This is a genomic window from Pseudorhodobacter sp. MZDSW-24AT (assembly GCF_002794355.1).
Taxonomy (GTDB): Bacteria; Pseudomonadota; Alphaproteobacteria; order Rhodobacterales; family Rhodobacteraceae; genus Pseudotabrizicola.
In genome coordinates this window covers 148,398-165,644 of record NZ_PGOI01000001.1, presented here as the reverse complement: position 1 = coordinate 165,644, position 17,247 = coordinate 148,398, and the positions used below count along the sequence as shown (strand labels likewise).

20 protein-coding genes are annotated in these 17,247 nt (G+C 68.2%); 13 read left to right on the top strand and 7 right to left on the bottom strand.

The annotated features are described in order from the left end of the window. Nucleotides 1-61: 61 nt before the first annotated feature. Nucleotides 62-1,282 carry an MFS transporter gene (locus tag CUR21_RS00800; RefSeq protein ID WP_100195113.1) on the bottom strand — a complete coding sequence of 407 codons (1,221 nt, stop codon included), beginning with the start codon at nt 1,280-1,282 and terminating at the stop codon, nt 62-64. A 196-nt stretch (nt 1,283-1,478) separates the two neighbouring features. Here CUR21_RS00800 and CUR21_RS00795 point away from each other — a divergent pair, with 196 nt between their 5' ends. Genes CUR21_RS00795 through CUR21_RS00785 form a run of 3 tightly spaced genes read left to right on the top strand, consistent with a single transcriptional unit; the run spans nt 1,479 to nt 3,579 of the window. Further along, entirely contained in the window at nt 1,479-2,522 is a 1,044-nt protein-coding gene (locus tag CUR21_RS00795; RefSeq protein WP_100195112.1) for an aldo/keto reductase, read from the top strand. Between the two features lie 29 nt (nt 2,523-2,551). Continuing rightward, nucleotides 2,552-3,076: a hypothetical protein gene (locus tag CUR21_RS00790; RefSeq protein WP_100195111.1), complete on the top strand. Its 525-nt coding sequence runs from the start codon at nt 2,552-2,554 to the stop codon at nt 3,074-3,076. Continuing rightward, the gene (locus tag CUR21_RS00785; protein ID WP_100195110.1) at nt 3,064-3,579 is read left to right on the top strand and encodes a lipocalin family protein; all 516 of its coding nucleotides are present in this window, start codon (nt 3,064-3,066) and stop codon (nt 3,577-3,579) included. The genes CUR21_RS00790 and CUR21_RS00785 overlap by 13 nt, the downstream gene beginning before the upstream one ends. Here CUR21_RS00785 and CUR21_RS00780 read toward each other — a convergent pair. After that, on the bottom strand, nt 3,573-4,424 hold the full coding sequence (locus CUR21_RS00780; RefSeq protein WP_100195109.1) for a helix-turn-helix domain-containing protein: 852 nt from the start codon (nt 4,422-4,424) through the stop codon (nt 3,573-3,575). The genes CUR21_RS00785 and CUR21_RS00780 overlap by 7 nt on opposite strands. A gap of 118 nt (nt 4,425-4,542) precedes the next feature. Here CUR21_RS00780 and CUR21_RS00775 point away from each other — a divergent pair, with 118 nt between their 5' ends. Further along, complete coding sequence (locus tag CUR21_RS00775; protein WP_232622632.1) at nt 4,543-5,529, top strand: fatty acid desaturase; 987 nt, start codon at nt 4,543-4,545, stop codon at nt 5,527-5,529. Here CUR21_RS00775 and CUR21_RS00770 read toward each other — a convergent pair. Continuing rightward, nucleotides 5,469-6,071: an NUDIX hydrolase gene (locus CUR21_RS00770; protein ID WP_100195108.1), complete on the bottom strand. Its 603-nt coding sequence runs from the start codon at nt 6,069-6,071 to the stop codon at nt 5,469-5,471. The genes CUR21_RS00775 and CUR21_RS00770 overlap by 61 nt on opposite strands. Next, entirely contained in the window at nt 6,061-6,486 is a 426-nt protein-coding gene (locus CUR21_RS00765; RefSeq protein ID WP_100195107.1) for a DUF983 domain-containing protein, read from the bottom strand. The genes CUR21_RS00770 and CUR21_RS00765 overlap by 11 nt, the downstream gene beginning before the upstream one ends. A 228-nt stretch (nt 6,487-6,714) precedes the next feature. On the opposite strand from CUR21_RS00765, the gene CUR21_RS00760 reads away from it, so the two are divergent. From CUR21_RS00760 to CUR21_RS00745, 4 genes are all read left to right on the top strand, one after another. Beyond that, nucleotides 6,715-7,269: an EF-hand domain-containing protein gene (locus CUR21_RS00760; protein WP_198431573.1), complete on the top strand. Its 555-nt coding sequence runs from the start codon at nt 6,715-6,717 to the stop codon at nt 7,267-7,269. Nucleotides 7,270-7,346: 77 nt separating this feature from the next. Beyond that, entirely contained in the window at nt 7,347-7,943 is a 597-nt protein-coding gene (locus CUR21_RS00755; protein WP_100195105.1) for an RNA polymerase sigma factor, read from the top strand. Beyond that, entirely contained in the window at nt 7,927-8,310 is a 384-nt protein-coding gene (locus tag CUR21_RS00750) for a dihydroorotate dehydrogenase (protein ID WP_100195104.1), read from the top strand. Before CUR21_RS00755 ends, CUR21_RS00750 begins: the two co-directional genes overlap by 17 nt. Continuing rightward, complete coding sequence (locus CUR21_RS00745; RefSeq protein ID WP_100195103.1) at nt 8,307-8,864, top strand: periplasmic heavy metal sensor; 558 nt, start codon at nt 8,307-8,309, stop codon at nt 8,862-8,864. The genes CUR21_RS00750 and CUR21_RS00745 overlap by 4 nt, the downstream gene beginning before the upstream one ends. Before the next feature lie 30 nt (nt 8,865-8,894). On the opposite strand, the gene CUR21_RS00740 is transcribed toward CUR21_RS00745, so the two are convergent. Then, a complete protein-coding gene (locus tag CUR21_RS00740) occupies nt 8,895-10,304 on the bottom strand; it encodes a diguanylate cyclase (protein WP_100195102.1) in 1,410 nt (469 codons plus the stop codon). A gap of 138 nt (nt 10,305-10,442) precedes the next feature. On the opposite strand from CUR21_RS00740, the gene CUR21_RS00735 reads away from it, so the two are divergent. The 5 genes from CUR21_RS00735 (at nt 10,443) to CUR21_RS00715 (ending at nt 15,590) form a co-directional block, all read left to right on the top strand. Then, nucleotides 10,443-10,724, top strand: coding sequence for a DUF3572 domain-containing protein (locus CUR21_RS00735; protein ID WP_100195101.1), 282 nt, complete (start codon nt 10,443-10,445; stop codon nt 10,722-10,724). 24 nt (nt 10,725-10,748) lie between these two features. After that, a complete protein-coding gene (locus CUR21_RS00730) occupies nt 10,749-11,441 on the top strand; it encodes an HAD family hydrolase (RefSeq protein WP_100195100.1) in 693 nt (230 codons plus the stop codon). A gap of 129 nt (nt 11,442-11,570) precedes the next feature. Continuing rightward, nucleotides 11,571-13,127, top strand: coding sequence for a trimethylamine methyltransferase family protein (locus CUR21_RS00725; RefSeq protein ID WP_100195099.1), 1,557 nt, complete (start codon nt 11,571-11,573; stop codon nt 13,125-13,127). Between the two features lie 61 nt (nt 13,128-13,188). After that, complete coding sequence (locus tag CUR21_RS00720) at nt 13,189-14,301, top strand: AAA family ATPase (protein WP_100195098.1); 1,113 nt, start codon at nt 13,189-13,191, stop codon at nt 14,299-14,301. After that, on the top strand, nt 14,298-15,590 hold the full coding sequence (locus tag CUR21_RS00715; protein WP_157791907.1) for a VWA-like domain-containing protein: 1,293 nt from the start codon (nt 14,298-14,300) through the stop codon (nt 15,588-15,590). Before CUR21_RS00720 ends, CUR21_RS00715 begins: the two co-directional genes overlap by 4 nt. Here CUR21_RS00715 and CUR21_RS00710 read toward each other — a convergent pair. Then, the gene (locus CUR21_RS00710) at nt 15,587-16,261 is read right to left on the bottom strand and encodes a hypothetical protein (RefSeq protein WP_100195096.1); all 675 of its coding nucleotides are present in this window, start codon (nt 16,259-16,261) and stop codon (nt 15,587-15,589) included. The two genes, CUR21_RS00715 and CUR21_RS00710, sit on opposite strands and share 4 nt — an antisense overlap. A 10-nt stretch (nt 16,262-16,271) precedes the next feature. Next, the gene (locus CUR21_RS00705) at nt 16,272-17,195 is read right to left on the bottom strand and encodes a hydrogen peroxide-inducible genes activator (RefSeq protein ID WP_100195095.1); all 924 of its coding nucleotides are present in this window, start codon (nt 17,193-17,195) and stop codon (nt 16,272-16,274) included. Nucleotides 17,196-17,247: the final 52 nt, after the last annotated feature.

The following is a 17,247-nucleotide window of genomic DNA, read 5'->3' as shown; positions in this document are numbered from 1 at the left end:
GGGCCAGCGGCGCAAAATGAGTATTTGGAAAAGGTGCAAGCCTGCAAGCGGCGCGCGCCTGTCAGCGGTCGCGGCGGCTGCGCAACAGCTTGCCGATCAGGAACGAGGTGCGCGGCTCGTAGGTATAGGGGGTGCGGGCATCCGGGGCAGGGCGGCTGCGCATCCGCGCAAGGCCAAACAGGATCAGCGCCACATGCGACAGCGCGATCATCAGGAACATCGCCGAAGGGCCGTAGCGGTCGATCAGCAGCGCCGCGATCAGCGGGCTGGCGATGGCCCCCACCGCATAGAGGAACATCAGCGCCGCCGACAGCTCCACCCGCTCCATCTGGGTGGCGTAGTCATGGGCATGCGCGGTCGAGACGGAGTAGACCGGCATGGTGAAGAAGCCGAACACCCCGGCGGCCAGAAACACCCCCAGCGTGCCGCTGCCCGCCGCCAGCACCGTGGTCGCGCAGGAGAGGGCCCCGCCCACCGACAGGAAGATCAGCACGCTGCGGCGGTCATAACGGTCGGCGAGCCAGCCCACAGGATATTGCGCAAAGGCCCCGCCCAGAACATAGGCCGCCAGAAACAACGCGATCTGATCGGCGCGCAGCCCCACCTCGGTGCCGTAAAGCGGCCCCACCATGCGAAAGGCCGCGCCCGTGATCCCCGAGACCACCACCCCCGCCGCCGCCAAGGGCGACATGCGCCAGGCAAGACCGGGGCGCAGGCGCGGGGCGTCGGGCATTTCGGGCGCCTCGGCACGGCTGAGCGTCAGCGGGAAGATCGCAAGGCAACACAGCAGGGCGAGGATGTTGTAGGACAGGTAGCTTGCAGGCTCCAGCACCCCGATGATCAGCTGCGCGCCCAGAGAGCCCGCGATATCGACCACGCGGTAGAGCCCCATGGCCCGCCCCCGGGTTTCATTGGTCACCTTGGCCTGCAACCACGCTTCGATGATCGTGTAGCACCCCGCCACCGCCAGCCCCGAGGTCAGCCGCATCACCGCCCAGGCATAGGGATCGACCACCATCATATGCGCCAGAATCCCAAGGGTTCCGGCGGCGGTGAAGGCCGCAAAGGCGCGGGAATGCCCGACACTGCCCATCAAGCGCGGCGCCCACCAGCAGCCGATGAAGAAGCCGAAGAAATGCGCCGAGCCCAGAAAGCCGATCTGGCCCGGGCTGAACCCCAGCGCCACACCCGAGATGGCATCCAAGGGGGCCACGCCCCCCAAACCCAGCTGCAGCAGCACCACAGAGAGAAACAGGGCAGCAAAGGAGATCATCAGGCGCATGGGCAAACCAAAGACCCTTTGGTCTTGCAAGTAAAGAGGCGCCGCACGCCCGAACGGGCAAAAAGCGCCGTGACCGCTGCGCGCCTGCCTGCGTGAGGAGCGGGGGAAATTCGCGCGCCTCCCGGCACTTGGCCTTGCCTTGCCGGGCTGGGGGGCTAGGGTGCAGGCCAGAACTGACGGCAGCGAAGGGCAGATCATGGAACGCGTTCAACTGGGCAAAAGCGGCATCGAGGTTTCGAGGCTCTGTCTTGGCACCATGACATGGGGCAGCCAGAACACCGAAGCCGAAGGCCATGCGCAGGCCGATCTGGCGCTGGATCACGGCGTCACCTTCTGGGACACCGCCGAGATGTATCCGACCAATCCGGTGCGGGCAGAGACTGTGGGCGATACCGAAACCATCATCGGCACTTGGCTTGCGCAGCGCGGCGGGCGGGCGCGGTTGCAGATCGCGACCAAGATCAGCGGAGCCGGGCAACAGGCGGTGCGGGGCGGCGCGCCGATCACGGGCGCCAGTCTGCGCGCCGCGGTGGAAGACTCCCTGCGCCGCCTGCAAACCGATTACATCGACCTTTACCAACTGCACTGGCCCAACCGCGGCAGCTATCATTTCCGCCAGTCGTGGCGCTATGCCCCGCGCGTCACCGACCGGGCCGAGGTCGAGGCGCATATGCTGGATGTGCTGCGCGCTGCCGCCGATCTGATGGCCGAAGGCAAGATCCGCGCGATTGGCCTGTCGAATGAAAGCACATGGGGCGCGGCGCTCTGGCTGCATCTGGCGCAGGTGCATGACCTGCCGCGCATGGTCTCGGTGCAGAACGAATACTCGCTTTTGTGCCGCCAGTTCGACACCGATTGGTGCGAGCTGAGCATGGTCGAGGATATGCCGCTTCTCGCCTTCTCGCCGCTCGCGGCGGGGCTGCTCAGCGGCAAATATGCGGGCGATGTGGTGCCGGTGGGCACGCGGCGCAGCTTCACGCCCGATCTGGGCGGGCGCATCACGCCGCAGGTGTTCCCGGCGGTGGCCGCCTATCTGGGCATTGCCGCCACCCATGGGCTTGACCCTTGCCAGATGGCGATTGCGTTTTGCCTGTCGCGGCCGTTCCCCTGCATCCCGATCATTGGCGCCACCTCGACCGCGCAGTTGATGCCGAACCTTGGAGCGGCGGATGTGTTCCTGTCAGAGGATGTGCTGGCCGACATCGCCATTGCGCACCGCCTGCATCCGATGCCTTACTGACCGCCTGTCCTTGCTCTGGTAACCTGCCCATGCGTGTGCGCCTGCTCTTGCCCTTGCTCCTGCTGCCCGTTCTGGCCGCCTGTCAGGTCTTGCCCGGAGCCTTGGCGCGCGATGCCACGGTCGAGGCGCAGGCCAACCCGATCACCGGGGGCGCCATCGCTGTCACCTCGCTGGATGCGCCCGCCGCCGCGCCGGCATCTGCGCCCGCCGCAGCGCCAGCCGCCGTGCCTGCGCCCGAGGCCTCCCCCGAAACCGCCGCTTCCCCCCCCGCCGAAGCGCCCGCCGCTGCCGAACCGGTGGCCCCTGTGGCCGTCAAGACGGCGGCGCAACTGGCCTGCGAGAGGCGGGGCGGGCGCTGGAGCGTGGCGGGCGGCGGCGCGGCGGCCTTTTGCCAGAGCCCCACGCGCGACGCGGGCCAATCCTGCCGGGCCGCGACCGATTGCACCGGCTATTGCCTTGCGAAATCCGGCACCTGTGCCCCCGTCACCCCGATGCTGGGCTGCCATGACATCCTGAACGACCAAGGAAGGATGCTCACCCAATGCATCAACTGATCCGCGCGGCGCTTTCCGGCCTTGCCTTGCTGGCACTTGTCGCCTGCACAGGCCCGCGCGCGCCCGCCACGCCGGGTCCTTACCGCGCGCCCTCGGCGCCGATCTGGTCGAATGCCCAGCTGGACCAATCCCGCCTGATCGGGCGTTGGCAACAAACCGCTAGCTTTGCGCCGCAAGGCAGCCGCTGCACCCCCGGCGGGGCCGAGATCGGCGGGCAGGGCGGGGCGCTCCGCATCACCGCGCGCCTGTGCCTGTCGGGCCAGTCGGTGCAGATCAATGGGCCGATGCCCAGCACCGGACCGGGGCGCTTTCTGGTGAATGGTCAACCGTGGTGGGTGATCTGGGCCGACACCGATTACCGCACGCTGGCCATCGCCACCCCCTCGGGCGATTTCGGCTTTATCCTCAACCGCGGCGGCGGGTTGCCGCCCGACCGGCTGACCGCCGCGCGCGAGATCTTTGATTTCAACGGCTACGACACCCGCCGCCTGCAAACCTACTGACCCACCCCGGCCCGCAGCGCCCGCAGATGGGCGGGCAGCTCGCGGGCCGACACCTCGGCCTCGCGCACCAGCCAGTCGAAATGCCGGGTAAAGCTTTCGACCCGCGCGGTATCGCGAAAGGCCAGATAGTGCCGCCCCAGATAAAGCACCGCCAACAGCGGGCCAAACACCGTGATCGGCGCGGAAAACACCCGCCGCGCATCGAACAGATAGATGCGCAGCGCCGGATACAGCGTTTCCGTCAATTCGATCAGCCGGTCGATCTGCTCCAGCCGCAGCGCCACTGGCAGCCCGGCATAATAGCCGGTGCCTTGCGCAAAGGCCAAAAGCTCATGCCGGGGCAGGGCGATTTCATAATCCGACCGCGCGCCCCGCATCCACGCCAGCCGGTCCTCGAAGGCGCCAATCGCCTGCGCCGCCGACCGTCCCAGTTGCGGCGCATATTCCCACTCCACCACCCCGCGCGTTTTCAGCATATCGGGCAGCGTCGCGGGCACATGGCGGATCTTGTAGCCCGCCGCCTCTTGGTGCCAGCCAAAGATCGCCTCGTCGATCAGCGCGCGCGGGGCCTGCGTCTCGGTCAATTGCATCGCCAAAAGGTCGGCCACCGGCTCGGGGCGCTTGGACAGGCCCAGCAGCCAATCCGCCGACACCCCCAAGGCTTCGGCACAATCCGCCGCCAGTTGCGCATTGGGCAGCCGCTTGTCTGACACCAGAAGCTGGCTGATGGTGGACCGGTCCACGCCACAGGCCCGCGCCAGCGCCGCTTGCGACACCGCGCGCTCGCCCATCGCCTCGGCCAAGCGGCTGCGGAACAGGGCGGCGCGCACACGCTTGTCGATCATACCTCACCTTTGGTGACAAAACACAACAGTGTTGTGCAGATGTTGCGCATCCTTGGCGTTCCGGGGGCCGCTGGCAAGTGATATTCACAAACCAGTTATCAAAACGGACCCGCGCGCCTTGGCCATACACCCTGACTCCCGCTCCGCTGTCGAATGGCCCACCCTCGCGCTTCTGGCCGCCACCTATGCCCTCTGGGCGCTTGGCACCACCTTTGCTTTCGGCCTTTCCCCTGCGCTGGGCATCGCGCTCACCGCGCTTGCGATCACCCAGTTCTGCTCGCTTCAACACGAGGCGCTGCATGGCCACCCCTTCCGCAGCCCGCGCTTGAATGAGGCGCTGGTGTTCCCCGCCTTGTTCCCCACCGTGCCCTACCGCCGCTTTCGCGCGACCCATCTGGCGCATCACCATGACCCCAACCTGACCGATCCTTACGACGATCCGGAATCGAACTACCTTGATCCGCGGGTCTGGGCGCGGCTGCCGCGTGCTGTTCGCGCGGCCTTCCGCGCCAACAACACGCTTCTGGGGCGGATGCTGCTGGGCCCGCTCCTTGGCTCCCTGCTCTGGCTGCGGGGCGAGGCGCGGCTGATGCGCCATGATACCACGGCGCGCCATGACTGGGCGCTGCACCTGATCGGGCTTGGCCTTGTGGCCCTCTGGCTCGCCTTCGCGCCGATGGGCTGGCTTGGCTACCTCGCCGCCGTCTACATCGCCGCCGCGATCCTGAAAATCCGCACCTTTCTGGAACACCGCGCGCATCATGCGCCCCGCGCCCGCACGGTGATCGTCGAAGACCGTGGCCCGCTGGCGCTGTTGTTCCTCAACAACAACCTGCACGTCGTCCACCACATGCACCCTCAGGTGCCATGGTATCGCCTGCCCGCGCTCTATGCCGCGCAGCGCGGGCACTACCTGCGCCGGAATGACGGCTATCTCTACCGCTCTTACGCGCAGATCTTCGCGCGCCATCTGATCCACGCCAAAGACCCGGTGCCGCATCCGCTCCGCCCCAGCGTGCCAGACCCCACCCCCGAGACAGGCGCCTATGCAATCCGCCGGAACATCGGCGTGTTGCCGGAATTGTCAAAGAACGGCACCCCCTGATCGGGCGCGCCGCGCAAAAGCGCGCTCACCTCCGCCAGCACCACCTCGGTGATGAAGGGCAGGTCCAGCGCCCGCGCCTCGGCCAGCCCGATCCAGTGCAAATGCGACAGCTCATCCTCGGCTGCGCTGAAATCCTCCTCCGGGCTGGCCAGATCGGCCGCATCCGCCAAGAAGAACCGCGCATCAAAGCGCCGCGTGCGACCGGGGGGCGTGATCGCACGAAAGACAAAGCGCAGGCGCGCCCCCGCCGCCATGCGCAAACCCGTTTCTTCGCGCAATTCCCGCAGCGCGGCCCCGGTCAGCATCCCCGGCGCAGGTGCCCCCGGCCCGCACAGCGCGCCCAGCCGCGCGGCACAGCGCGCGCTGACGGTGGGCTCCGCCCCGTCGTCGCCCGCATCCACCGCGCCGCCCGGGAACACGTATTTTGACGGCATGAACACCGCCGCCGCCCCGCGCATCCCCATCAGCACCTGCGCGCCTGCGGGGCGCGCGCGCCACAGGATCACCGTCGCCGCCGACCGGATCGCAGGATCAACCGTCATGCGAGGCCCCGCCAAAGCCATGCATGCGCCGCGACCACTGGACCGCCACCATCACCCCCTTCAGCCGGGGCAGCAGATACAGCGACAGCGCCACCGTCCCCACCGAAAACACCGAAGCCAGCACCAAAGGATCGGGCCGATAGGCCACGAACACATAATGGATCAGCGGCGCCAGCAGATGTCCGACGATCAGGATCGTCAGATAGGCGGGCCCGTCATCGGCCCGCTGATGGTGCAAGGCCTCGCCACACACCGGGCAAGCCTCGCGCACCTTCAGATAGCCGCGCAGCATCTGGCCCGCGCCGCAGTTCGGGCAGCGCCGCCGCCAGCCGCGCCGCAGCGCCACACCCAGCGGCCGCTCCGCATCCTCGGGCGCCACGGATCTTTCGTTCTCGGAAAACATTCTGTCCGACATGGCCGCGCAACTTTTTATCGGGATCAGGAAAGGGCGCCGCAGGCGGCAACCGCCTCCTGATAGCGCGGCTCCTTCCCCTTGCGAAAGGCCCATCCTCCCCCTTGCGCGTCTATGTCGCAAGCGCGCCACAATCTTTGCCCCCCCCCGCGACGGAACGGCCGCCATCGCGCGTTTCACTCTCACAAGGCCCGCAAGGAACCGCGGGTCGCTGGGAAAAGGAACCGAGCAATGATCGACAAGACCAAGATGTTGGCCTCTTCGCTGATGGCCCTCGCCGTCGCCCTCACCGCAGGTGCCGCCTTTGCCGACCGGGGCGACCGGATGGGCGGCCTGCGCGGCGGCCCGATGGGGGCAGGGCTGGACTTTGCCGCCATCGACGCCAATGGCGACGGCAAGATCACGCCCGAGGAAATCACCGCATGGCGCGCCGCACAGGCCGCGGCACTGGATGCCGATGGCGACGGCCTGATCTCGGCCGAAGAGATCGCCGCCATGCACATCCGCGCCGCCACCCAGCGCGCCAATGACCACGCCGCCCGCATGATCGCGCAACTCGACACCGATGGCGATGGCAAGCTCTCGGCGGCCGAACTCGCCACCCGTCCGATGGCCGCGGGCCTGTCGGACCGCATGTTCGACCGGCTCGACACCGATCAGGACGGCGCCATCTCTCAGGCCGAACTCGACGCCGCCAAAGAGCGCATGTCCGACCGGCGCGGCCACCGCGGCGACAGGCACGGCGGGCAGCACCGCCCCGATCAGTCCCCGCGTGACAGCAACTGATCCTGCAACCGATCCGGGGGCCGCGCCATCGCGCGGCCCTTCCGGTGGCGGGCGAAAGCCGATAAGCCAGCAACAGGATGGACATGCCACGCGACACGCAAGCCCCGCTCTCGGACGAGGCGCTGCTGGGCCTTTACGCCGCCGGCGACCGCGAGGCCGCGCGCCTGCTCACCGGGCGTCTGGCCCCGCGCGCCTTTGCCCATGCGCTGCGCATGCTGGGCGACCGGGCCGAGGCCGAGGATGTGGCGCAAGAGGCTCTGTTGCGGCTGTGGAAGGTCGCGCCCGACTGGCGCCCGGGCGAGGCGCAGGTTTCCACATGGGTTTACCGTGTGGTGGGCAATCTGGCGACCGACCGCCTGCGGGCGCGCAAACGCCGCCGGGCCGAGCCGCTGGAGGATGCGCCCGAACCGGCCAGCGACCAGCCCGCCGTGCTGCAAAGGCTGATCGAGGCCGACCGCATGGCCGCGTTGCAGGCGGCGCTTGCGGATCTGCCCGACCGGCAACGGCAGGCGGTTGTGCTGCGCCACATCGAAGGACTTGCCAACCCTCAGATTGCCGCGATCATGGCCATCGGGGTCGAGGCGGTCGAAAGCCTGACAGCGCGGGGCAAACGCGCTTTGGCCGCCCTTCTGGCGGGACGCCGAGAGGATCTGGGATATGACGACGCAGACTGACACCACCCCCGCCGATGCCGATCTGGACGCCCTGTTCGATCAGGCGCGCGCCCAGCCGCCCCAGCCGGATGCGGCCTTCATGGCCCGTGTGCTGGGGGATGCCTATGCCCAGCAACCCGCCCCCGCCGCGGTTGCGCCGGTGCGTGCGCGCGTGCGGCCCGGGCTTTGGGCGCGGCTGGCCGCTGCCCTTGGCGGGGCGCTCGCCGTCGCCGGGATCGGCAGCGCCGCCATGGCCGGGCTGGTCATCGGCTATGCCCAGCCCGAGCCGGTGGTTACTTTCGCGGGCAGCATCGGCTTTGGCGTCAGCGAAAGCCTTGATCTGCTGCCCGGCTTTGATGCGCTCTTGTCCGAGGAACTGGTGCCATGACCGATCTGCCGCCGCAGCCCCCCGCACCGCGCCCGATGGGGCGAGGGCTCAAGATTGTTTTTGCCCTCTCGCTCGCGCTCAATCTGGCGGTGGTGGGCACCGTGGCAGGCTTTGCCTTGCGCTTTCATGACAGCGACCACCCCAGCCCTGCCGCCGTGCGCGCGCTGAACTTCGGCCCCTTCACCGAGGCGCTGACCCGTGACCAGCGCCGCGCGCTCTTGCGCAGCGTCGCGCAAAGCGGTCCTGACCTGCGCGAAATGCGCGCCCAGATGCGCGGCGATTTTGAAACCGTCCTTCAGGCCTTGCGCGCCACGCCTTTTGACGCCGCCGCCTTCCGCACCGCCATCGAAGGCCAAAGTGACCGCATCGCCGCCCGGGCCGAGGCCGGGCGTGACGCGCTGGTCGCCTTGGTCCTGCAAATGTCCGATGCAGACCGCGCCGCCTTTGTCGCCCGGCTGGAACAGTCGCTGGACCGCCGGGGCAACAAAGACGCGCGCGCCCCCCACGAAGCCCGCCCGCCGCGCGACGGCGCCGAGGCGCCAGAGCGCCCGTGAGGGCGGGAAAACGTCTTGGCGCCTGCGCGCTCAGGCGGCGCTGCGGCTGGCCAGTGTCACCTTGTTGCGCCCGGCGCGTTTTGACGCCAGCAGCGCCTGATCCGCGTGCCCGATCAGCGTCTCCACCCCGATCGGGTCGCATCCTGCCGCCTCCAGCGGGCAGGTCTCCGACAGCGCCAGCCCGATAGAGACGGTGACCGTCAGGCTGTCGCCGCTGCCCAGCACCACCGGGCGCTGTTCGACCTGCTGGCACAGCCGCCGGGCCACGCTCTGCGCCTCGTCCAGCGTGGTGAAGGGCAGGGCGATCAGAAACTCTTCCCCGCCGATCCGCGCGAGCAGATCCTCCTCGCGCAGGTTCATCCCCAGACGGCGCCCGACCTCCACCAGCACATCATCCCCCGCCGCGTGGCCATAGCGGTCATTCACTGATTTGAACCGATCAATATCGGCCACCATCACCGCCAGCGTGCGCCCGTCGCGCCGCGCGCGCTCGGCCATCACCGCCAGCCGCGCCTGCGCATAACGGCGGTTGAACAGCCCTGTCAGCGGGTCGATCATCGCCAGCCGCAGCCCGTCTTGCACCTGTTCGCGCCGCTGATCCGCGCGCCGCTTGGCGCGCAGCACCGCCCGCAGGCGCAACACGATCTCGGCCACCGGCATTTCGGTGGTCAGCATCGCATTCGCCCCCAGATCAAACCCCATCTTAACCTCGTTGCGCGCGGCGGGCCCGGTCAGCAAACAGATCCCGGCATGGCGCGTGGTGCTGCGGCTGCGCAGATCCGACAGCAGCCGCAACGCCCGCTCCGGTCCCGGTGTCGCGCCCGCCTCGGCATCGATCACAAAGATATCGGCCCCGCCGCTTTCCGCATCCGTGCCCGACAGCGCATCGCTGTGCCCCAGAACCGAAATCCGGTCCCGCATCCGGGGCGACAGGTCCCGCCGCAGCTTCAACGCCATCTCGGGCCGGTCGGTCACCAGCACCAGATGGCCGGGGTGGCGAAAATCGGCGGCCGCATCCGCCATGCCAAAGATCGTCGCATCCTGCCCCTCGGCCAGCACCGCCAGATCCTGTCGGCAGCGCAACAGGTTGCGCAGCCGCGCCATCAACAGATCGTCGTCATAGGGCTTGACGAACACATCATCCGCCCCCGCCTCCAGCGCCAGCAACCGGTCTTCAAGCGCAGGCGAAGACGACACCACGATCACCGGAATATCGCGCGTCAACGCGTCCTCGCGCAGCGCGCGCAGCACATCGATGCCCGACAAATCCGGCAGCATCAGGTCCAGCAAGATCAGGTCGGGCCGATCCTTGCGCGCCATCCGAAGCCCTTCCGCCCCCCCGGCGGCCATCAGCGGATGATAGCGCGCCGCGCCAAGCTTTACCTTGAACACGATCCGGTTTGTCGCGACGTCATCAATGATGAGGATTCTGCCGTCCATGCCAGTCCCGAGCCGAAGGAAGTTCTACTCTACCCTTGTTCCTACCATTTGGTTAAGGAATCCTTGCTGAAGCAATAAGCGATTTGCTTCGATTTGCGATAAACTGTTTCCAACCTGACGCCCCCCGGAGATCCGCTCATGTCAAGGCAAGACTCTGCTGAAACGCTGGCCTTGCAGGCCTTGTCCTGGCTGGCCGCGAATGAGGATTTGTTGCCTGTTTTCATGGGCTCCACCGGCCTCGCGCCCGATGAACTTGCCCGCCGCGCGGCCGAGCCAGAGTTTCTTGGCTCTGTGCTCGATTTCCTGCTGATGGATGACGCTTGGATCATGGCCTTTTGCGATGCCACCGGTCTGCGCTATGAAGCCCCCATGCTGGCCCGCGCCGCCCTGCCGGGGGGCGAGGCACAGCACTGGACATGATGCCCCAACCCCGAAAGGCCCCCCATGATTGACGGCGTGATCTTCGACAAAGACGGCACCCTGTTCGACTTCCGCCGCAGTTGGGGCGGCTGGGCGCAAAACCTTCTGGCCCAGCTCGCAAGGGATCGCGCCCATGCGCGCGAAATGGCGGCGGCCATCGGCTATGATCTGGACAGCGGCATCTTCGCCCCGGACAGCCCGGTGATCGCGGCCACCGCGCAAGACATCGCGCAGGCGCTTGCCCCGCATCTGCCGGGCCAGTCCGTGGCCCAGATCGCCGATCAGATCAACGCCGCCGCGGCTCAGGCCCAGATGGTGCCAGCCGTGCCCTTGCGCCCCTTGCTCGAATCCCTGCGTGCCACGGGCCTGCGCATCGGGCTTGCGACCAATGACACCGAAACCCCGGCCCGCGCCCATCTCGCGGCGCATGATCTGACCGATCTTTTCGATTTCATCGCGGGCTACGATTCCGGCCATGGCGCGAAGCCCGGGCCCGGCATGTGCCTTGCCTTTGCGCGCGCCACCGGGCTCGATCCCGCCCGCATCGCCATGGTGGGCGACAGCCTGCATGACCTGCACGCGGGCCATGCGGCCGGGATGCTGCGCATCGCCGTGCTCACCGGCATCGCAACCCAAGCCGATCTCGCCCCCCATGCCGATGTGGTTTTGCCCGATATCGGCGCGCTCCCCGCCTGGATCGCCAGCCACGCCGCCTGAAAACGACGCGTTCACGTCGCCGCTGACGCGCGCATCTTGCGCGCCTTTCGGCCATCCTGTGCCAAAGGGCCACTACAGGCCGGGGCCAGTCAGGCCCGGGCCAAGACAGGCCACAGGAGAGGGCGGATCATGGTGGACGTGCAAGATCGCAAAAAGCGCGCGGGCGGCCGCGCGGGCAACAAGGCCCGCGCAGGCTCTGCCGTGATAGACCAGATGCCGTGGCGCATCCCCGTCAACCCCGACCGACCCACGGAACCGCTCGATGCCGAAGGGGTCGCGCGCATCCACCGCGCCACCATGACCATCCTGTCCGACATCGGCATCGAATTCCTCAACCCCGAGGCCGTGCAGATCCTGCGTGAGGCGGGCTGCATCGTTTCTGGCACCAATGTCCGCATGGACGAAGCCTTCGTGATGGAGATGCTGGCGCACGCGCCCGAAACCTTCCCCATCACCCCGCGCAACCCGGCGCGGCAGGTTGTCATGGGCGGCCAGCACATGCTCTTCGTCAACGTCAGCTCCCCGCCCAACGCCTGGGATCTGGAGCGCGGCAAACGCTCGGGCGACATGGAAACCTTCCGCGAATTCACCAAACTCTCGCAGTATTTCAACTGCATCCACGTCATCGGCGGCTATCCGGTGGAACCCGTCGATGTCCACGCCTCGGTCCGCCACCTCGATTGCCTTTATGAACAGCTCACCCTGACCGACAAGGTCGTCCACGCCTATTCGCTGGGCGCCGAGCGGGTAGAGGATGTGATGGAAATGGTCCGCATCGCGGGCGGGCTGACCCCGTCCGAGTTCGATGCGACCCCGCGCATGTTCACCAACATCAACTCGGTCAGCCCGCTCAAGCATGATTACCCGATGCTCGACGGCGCCATGCGGCTTGCCCGGCGCGGCCAGCCGGTGGTCGTCACCCCCTTTACGCTTGCGGGCGCCATGGCCCCCGTCACCATGGCGGGCGCAGTGGCGCTGTCCTTGGCCGAAGCCCTCGCCGCCATCGCGCTGCTGCAATACATCCGCCCCGGCTGCCCCGTCGCCATCGGCACCTTCACCTCCAATGTCGACATGAAATCCGGCGCCCCCGCCTTTGGCACGCCCGAATACATGCGCGCCACGCAAATGACCGGCCAATTGGTGCGCCATTACAAACTGCCGCTGCGCTCGTCAGGCGTCTGCGCCGCCAATATCCCCGACGGCCAGTCGATGTGGGAAACCTCGAACAGCCTCTGGGCCGCCGTGCAATCGCGCACCAACCTTGTCTATCACGCCGCAGGCTGGCTCGAAGGCGGGCTGATCGCCTCCCCCGAGAAATTCGTGATGGATTGCGAAGTGCTGCAAATGATCCAGCGCTATTTCGAACAGGCGACCTTTGCCACCACGCCCGAAGACCTTGCGCTTGATGCCATCCGCGAGGTCGGGGCAGGGGGGCATTACTTTGGCTGCCAGCACACGCAAGACCGCTATCAAACCGCCTTTTACGCCCCCTTCGCCAGCGACTGGCGCAATTATGAGGCGTGGCAAGCCGATGGCGCGGTCTGGACACCGGAACGCGCCCACCGGATCTACAAGCAGATCCTCGCCGAATTCACCCCCCCTCCGATGGACGATTCCGCCCGCGAAGAGCTTGCCCGCTTCGTCGCCCGCCGCAAGCAAGAGGGCGGCGCGCCCACCGATTTCTGACCGATCCTTCCTCACTTGCCCCACGCGGCCCCCCCGCTATCTCTGGGCAAGGAGGAACCCCATGTCCGTCAATACATTGCCCGTCACCACGGGCGAGGCGCTGGCCACGCTCTGGCAAGGCTGGCAGGCGCAGGCGCGCGGCGCGCTCACCGTCAGCTGGATGCTCCACGGCCGCCCCGGCATCGGCAAGACCGAGATCGTGCAAACCCTCGCCGCCCGCGCGGGCGCGCAACTCTTTGACCTGCGCCTGACAACGATCGAGCCGCAGGATCTGCGCGGTCTGCCCTATTACGATCACGCCACCCAGCGCACCATCTGGTATCGGCCCGAAGACCTGCCCGATGATCCCGCCCAACCGGCGGTCCTGTTCTTGGATGAACTCACCGCCGCCCCCCCGGCGCTGCAACCCACCGTCTACGGCCTCTTGCAGGAACGCCGCATCGGGCGGCACCGTCTGCCCGACAGCGTCTTTGTCGTCGCCGCCGGCAATGGGCCCGAGGATGGCGCCATCGCCTATGACATGGGCACCGCGCTGTCGGACCGGCTGATCCACCTGTCCTTGCGCGCCACCGCGCAGGATTGGGTGGAAAACTATGCGCTGCCGCAGAACCTTCACCCCGCCATCCCGGCCTTTCTGCGCGGCCGCCCGGATCTTCTGGAAACCACCGCCGAAACCCTGCAGCGCGGGCAAACCATCGCCTGCACGCCCCGCTCTTGGGCGCGGGTCAGCGCCATCCTCCACGCCATCCCCGACCGCCGCCTGCGCGATGTGATGATCGCGGGCACGCTGGGTGAGGCCCCCGCCGCCGAATTCGGCCTTGTCCTTGCCGACATCACCGCCAACCTGCGGGTGGCCGACATGCTCGCCGCCGCACCGGGGCAGGCTTGGCCGCTTTATCCCACGTCGCTGCATGGGCTCACCGCGCTCACCTATGCGCTGATCGGCGCGGCCGAGGCGACCACCATCCCGCGCATCATCGCCCTGATGGCGGGCATCGCCGATTTGCACCACCACCGTGACGAGGCCACCTTGCGCGCGCTCCCCTTGGCCGAGCTTTGCACGCATGGCTTTGAACTTCTGCTGCAAAAGGCGCTTGCCCAAGGCTGGGAGGCGCAGTTTGCCGCCTCGCCCGATTGGGCCGCCTATGCCGCCCGCACGCAGGCGCGGGCGTGACCGCGCCGGGCCAGCATTCGGCCCGCGCGCGGCCCGCGCTGGTGCATCTGGCCGCCGAAGACCCGGCGCTGGGCGCGCTGGCGCTCTGGTGCGCGCACCGCGACGCGGAGGGTGGCCCGCCCGCCCGCACGACCGGCATCACCATCCATTACGGCCCCGGCTTTGCGGATCTGCCCGCGCATGAACAGGTGGGGCTGGCCGCGCATCACATCCTGCATGTCGCCTTGCGCCATGGCCCGCGCATGGGGGCGATGGCGCAGCGGCTGGGGCAGGGGTTCGACCCCGCGCTCTACACCATCGCCGCCGATGCGCTCCTCAACGAAACCCTGCTCGCCGCGCACTATGCCCTGCCGCGCCCCGCGCTCACTCTGACCGACCTGCTGACCCAAGCCCTTGGCCTCCCCCCGGGTCCTGACGCGCTGACCACATGGGATGTCGACCGGCTTTATCTTCAGCTTGCCGCCCCCGCCGATGGCAAGCGCAAGGGCAAAGGCCCGAAAGGGCAGGGCGGCGACAGCCCAACACCGTCCGAGGCCGCACATGCCATGGCCGCGCGCGCGGGCTTTGCCCCTGATCTGTCCCCCGCCACCCCCGATGCCGACAGCCCCGAGGGCGCCGATCAGGCCGCCCAATGGCGCCAGCACCTCACCCGCGCGATGGAAGCCGGGCGCCTCGCCGGGCGCGGGATCGGCCTCATCGGCCACCGCCTCGCCGATCTCGCGCCGCCGCGCACGCCGTGGGAACACGTCCTGCGCCGCCTTCTCACCCGCGCGCTGCTGCCGGGGCGCAGCCAGACCCACCGCCGCCCCGCGCGCGACTGGATCGCGGCCGAGGCGCTGGCGCGCAGCACAGGCGCGCCCACCCCCGGCTTTCGCCCCGCCACCCGCCGCACCACCGACGTGCCGCGCATCGCGCTGGCGATCGACGCCTCTGGCTCGGTCGATGGCGCGCTGTTGCACCGCTTCCTGTCGGAAACCACCGGCATCGCCCGCCGCGTCGCCGCCGAAATCCACCTGATCGCCTTTGACGATGCCCTGCGCTGGCAGATCCGGCTCGACCCCGCCCGCTGGCAAACTCAGATCGCGGGCGCGGACTGGCCGCGCGGCGGCGGCACCGATTTCGCGCCGCCCCTTGCCGCCGCGCAGGCGCTCCATGCCTCGGTCGCCGTGGTGCTGACGGATCTCGAAGGCCCCTTTGGCCCGCCGCCACGCGGCCTGCCGGTGATCTGGGGCCTGACCACCCCCGCGCCCGCGCCCCCCTTTGGCCAGATCCTGCCGCTCACCCATTAACCCGCCTTGGTCAGCGCCCGCATCCGCGCATGGGCCGAAATCGCCCGCATCTCCAGCGACACCACGCTCACCGTATCCTTGCGCGCCAGCGTCAGCCGCTGCATCTCGGCCTCGGTCAAGGGCGGCGCGAACAGCTCCGCCCGGATCAGCGCCTGCTCCTCCGCCGTCAGGTCCAAAAGTGCAGGCCCGTCGTCGCTTTGCACGGTGACAAAGGTCAAGGGCGCCACCCGTGCCAGCTCGGATTGCTCCACCACCAGATGCAGCGCCCCCGTGCTCAGCCGCCGCCCCGCGCCGATCTGCGTCAGGATCGCACGCCCCCGCGCCGCGAGAAGATCGGCCATCCGGTCGCGCGTCGCCGCGTCCATCAGCGCCGCCCGCGCCGCCGGCGTCAGCCGCAAAAAGCGCATCTCCACCCCATAGATCACCAGCACCATCAGGGCAGGGGCCTGCGCAATCGCCAAAGCCGACTCCCGCCACAAAAGCGCCAGTCCCGCAAAAGGCGCCAGCGCCACCAGATAGCGCAGCAACTCCACCTCAAAGATCACCCGCGCCTTCAGCCGCCAGCCGCCCCCGCGCGGCCAGACAAAGCTGCGCCCGATGAACCGGCGCGGGATCTGGCGAAACTCCAGCGCGGCCTTGCTGGAAACGGTGCGGGGCGTGATGATGAACATGGCCAGCAGTCTAGCGCGCCAAACCCGCCCGCCCAGAGCCGATCGCGCCCACCGCACTCCCCCGGATCATCTCCGCCATCTGCGCGAACTGGCTCGCCAACGGGTTGGTCTTGCGCCAGACCAGCCCGATGCTGCGGGTGGGGCGCGGCGCGGGCAGCCGCGCCACCGCCACGTCCGAAGACCGCGTCTCCACCTCCACCGCCATCTGCGGGATCAGCGTGACGCCAATCCCGGCCCCCACCATCTGCACCAGCGTGGTCAGCGAGCTTCCCTCCATCAGATCGCGCGGCACCGCTGATCCCAGCTTGCAAAAGGAAATCGCCTGCTCGCGAAAGCAATGCCCTTCCTCCAGAAGCAGCAGGCGCATCTCGCGCAAGGTTTCCGGCGCGGGCACGGGCTTGGCCGCATCCCGCATCGGGCGCACCAGAATGAACTCTTCTTCAAACAGCGGATATTCCGTCAACCCCGGCTCCGACACCGGCAGCGCCACCAGCGCCGCATCCAGCCGCCCCTCGGTCAGATCCTCCACCAAGCGCTGCGTGATCGCCTCGCGCGGGCGCAGGTCAAGCGCGGGGTAACGCGCGGTCAGATCCTGCATGATGCGCGGCAAAAGATAAGGCGCCACCGTCGGGATCACCCCCAGCCGCAACCGCCCTGTCAGCGGCCCGAACGACGCCCGCACCAGATCGCCCAGCTCTTCCACCGCCTGCAAGATTCCCCGCGCGCGCGCCGCAAATTCCACCCCCAAAGGCGTCAGGCTGATCTGCCGCGCCCCCCGCTCGATCAAGGGCGCGCCCAAAATGTCTTCCAGCTCTTTCATCTGCAAAGACAGCGCAGGCTGCGAAATCGCACAGACCTCTGCCGCGCGTCCGAAATGGCCTTGCTGCGCCAAGGCGTCGAAATAGCGCAGGTGTTTCATCGACAATGCTCTCATAAGAAAAACATATGCGCTTCATTAGAAAATGCAAATTCTTATTATGGAACCT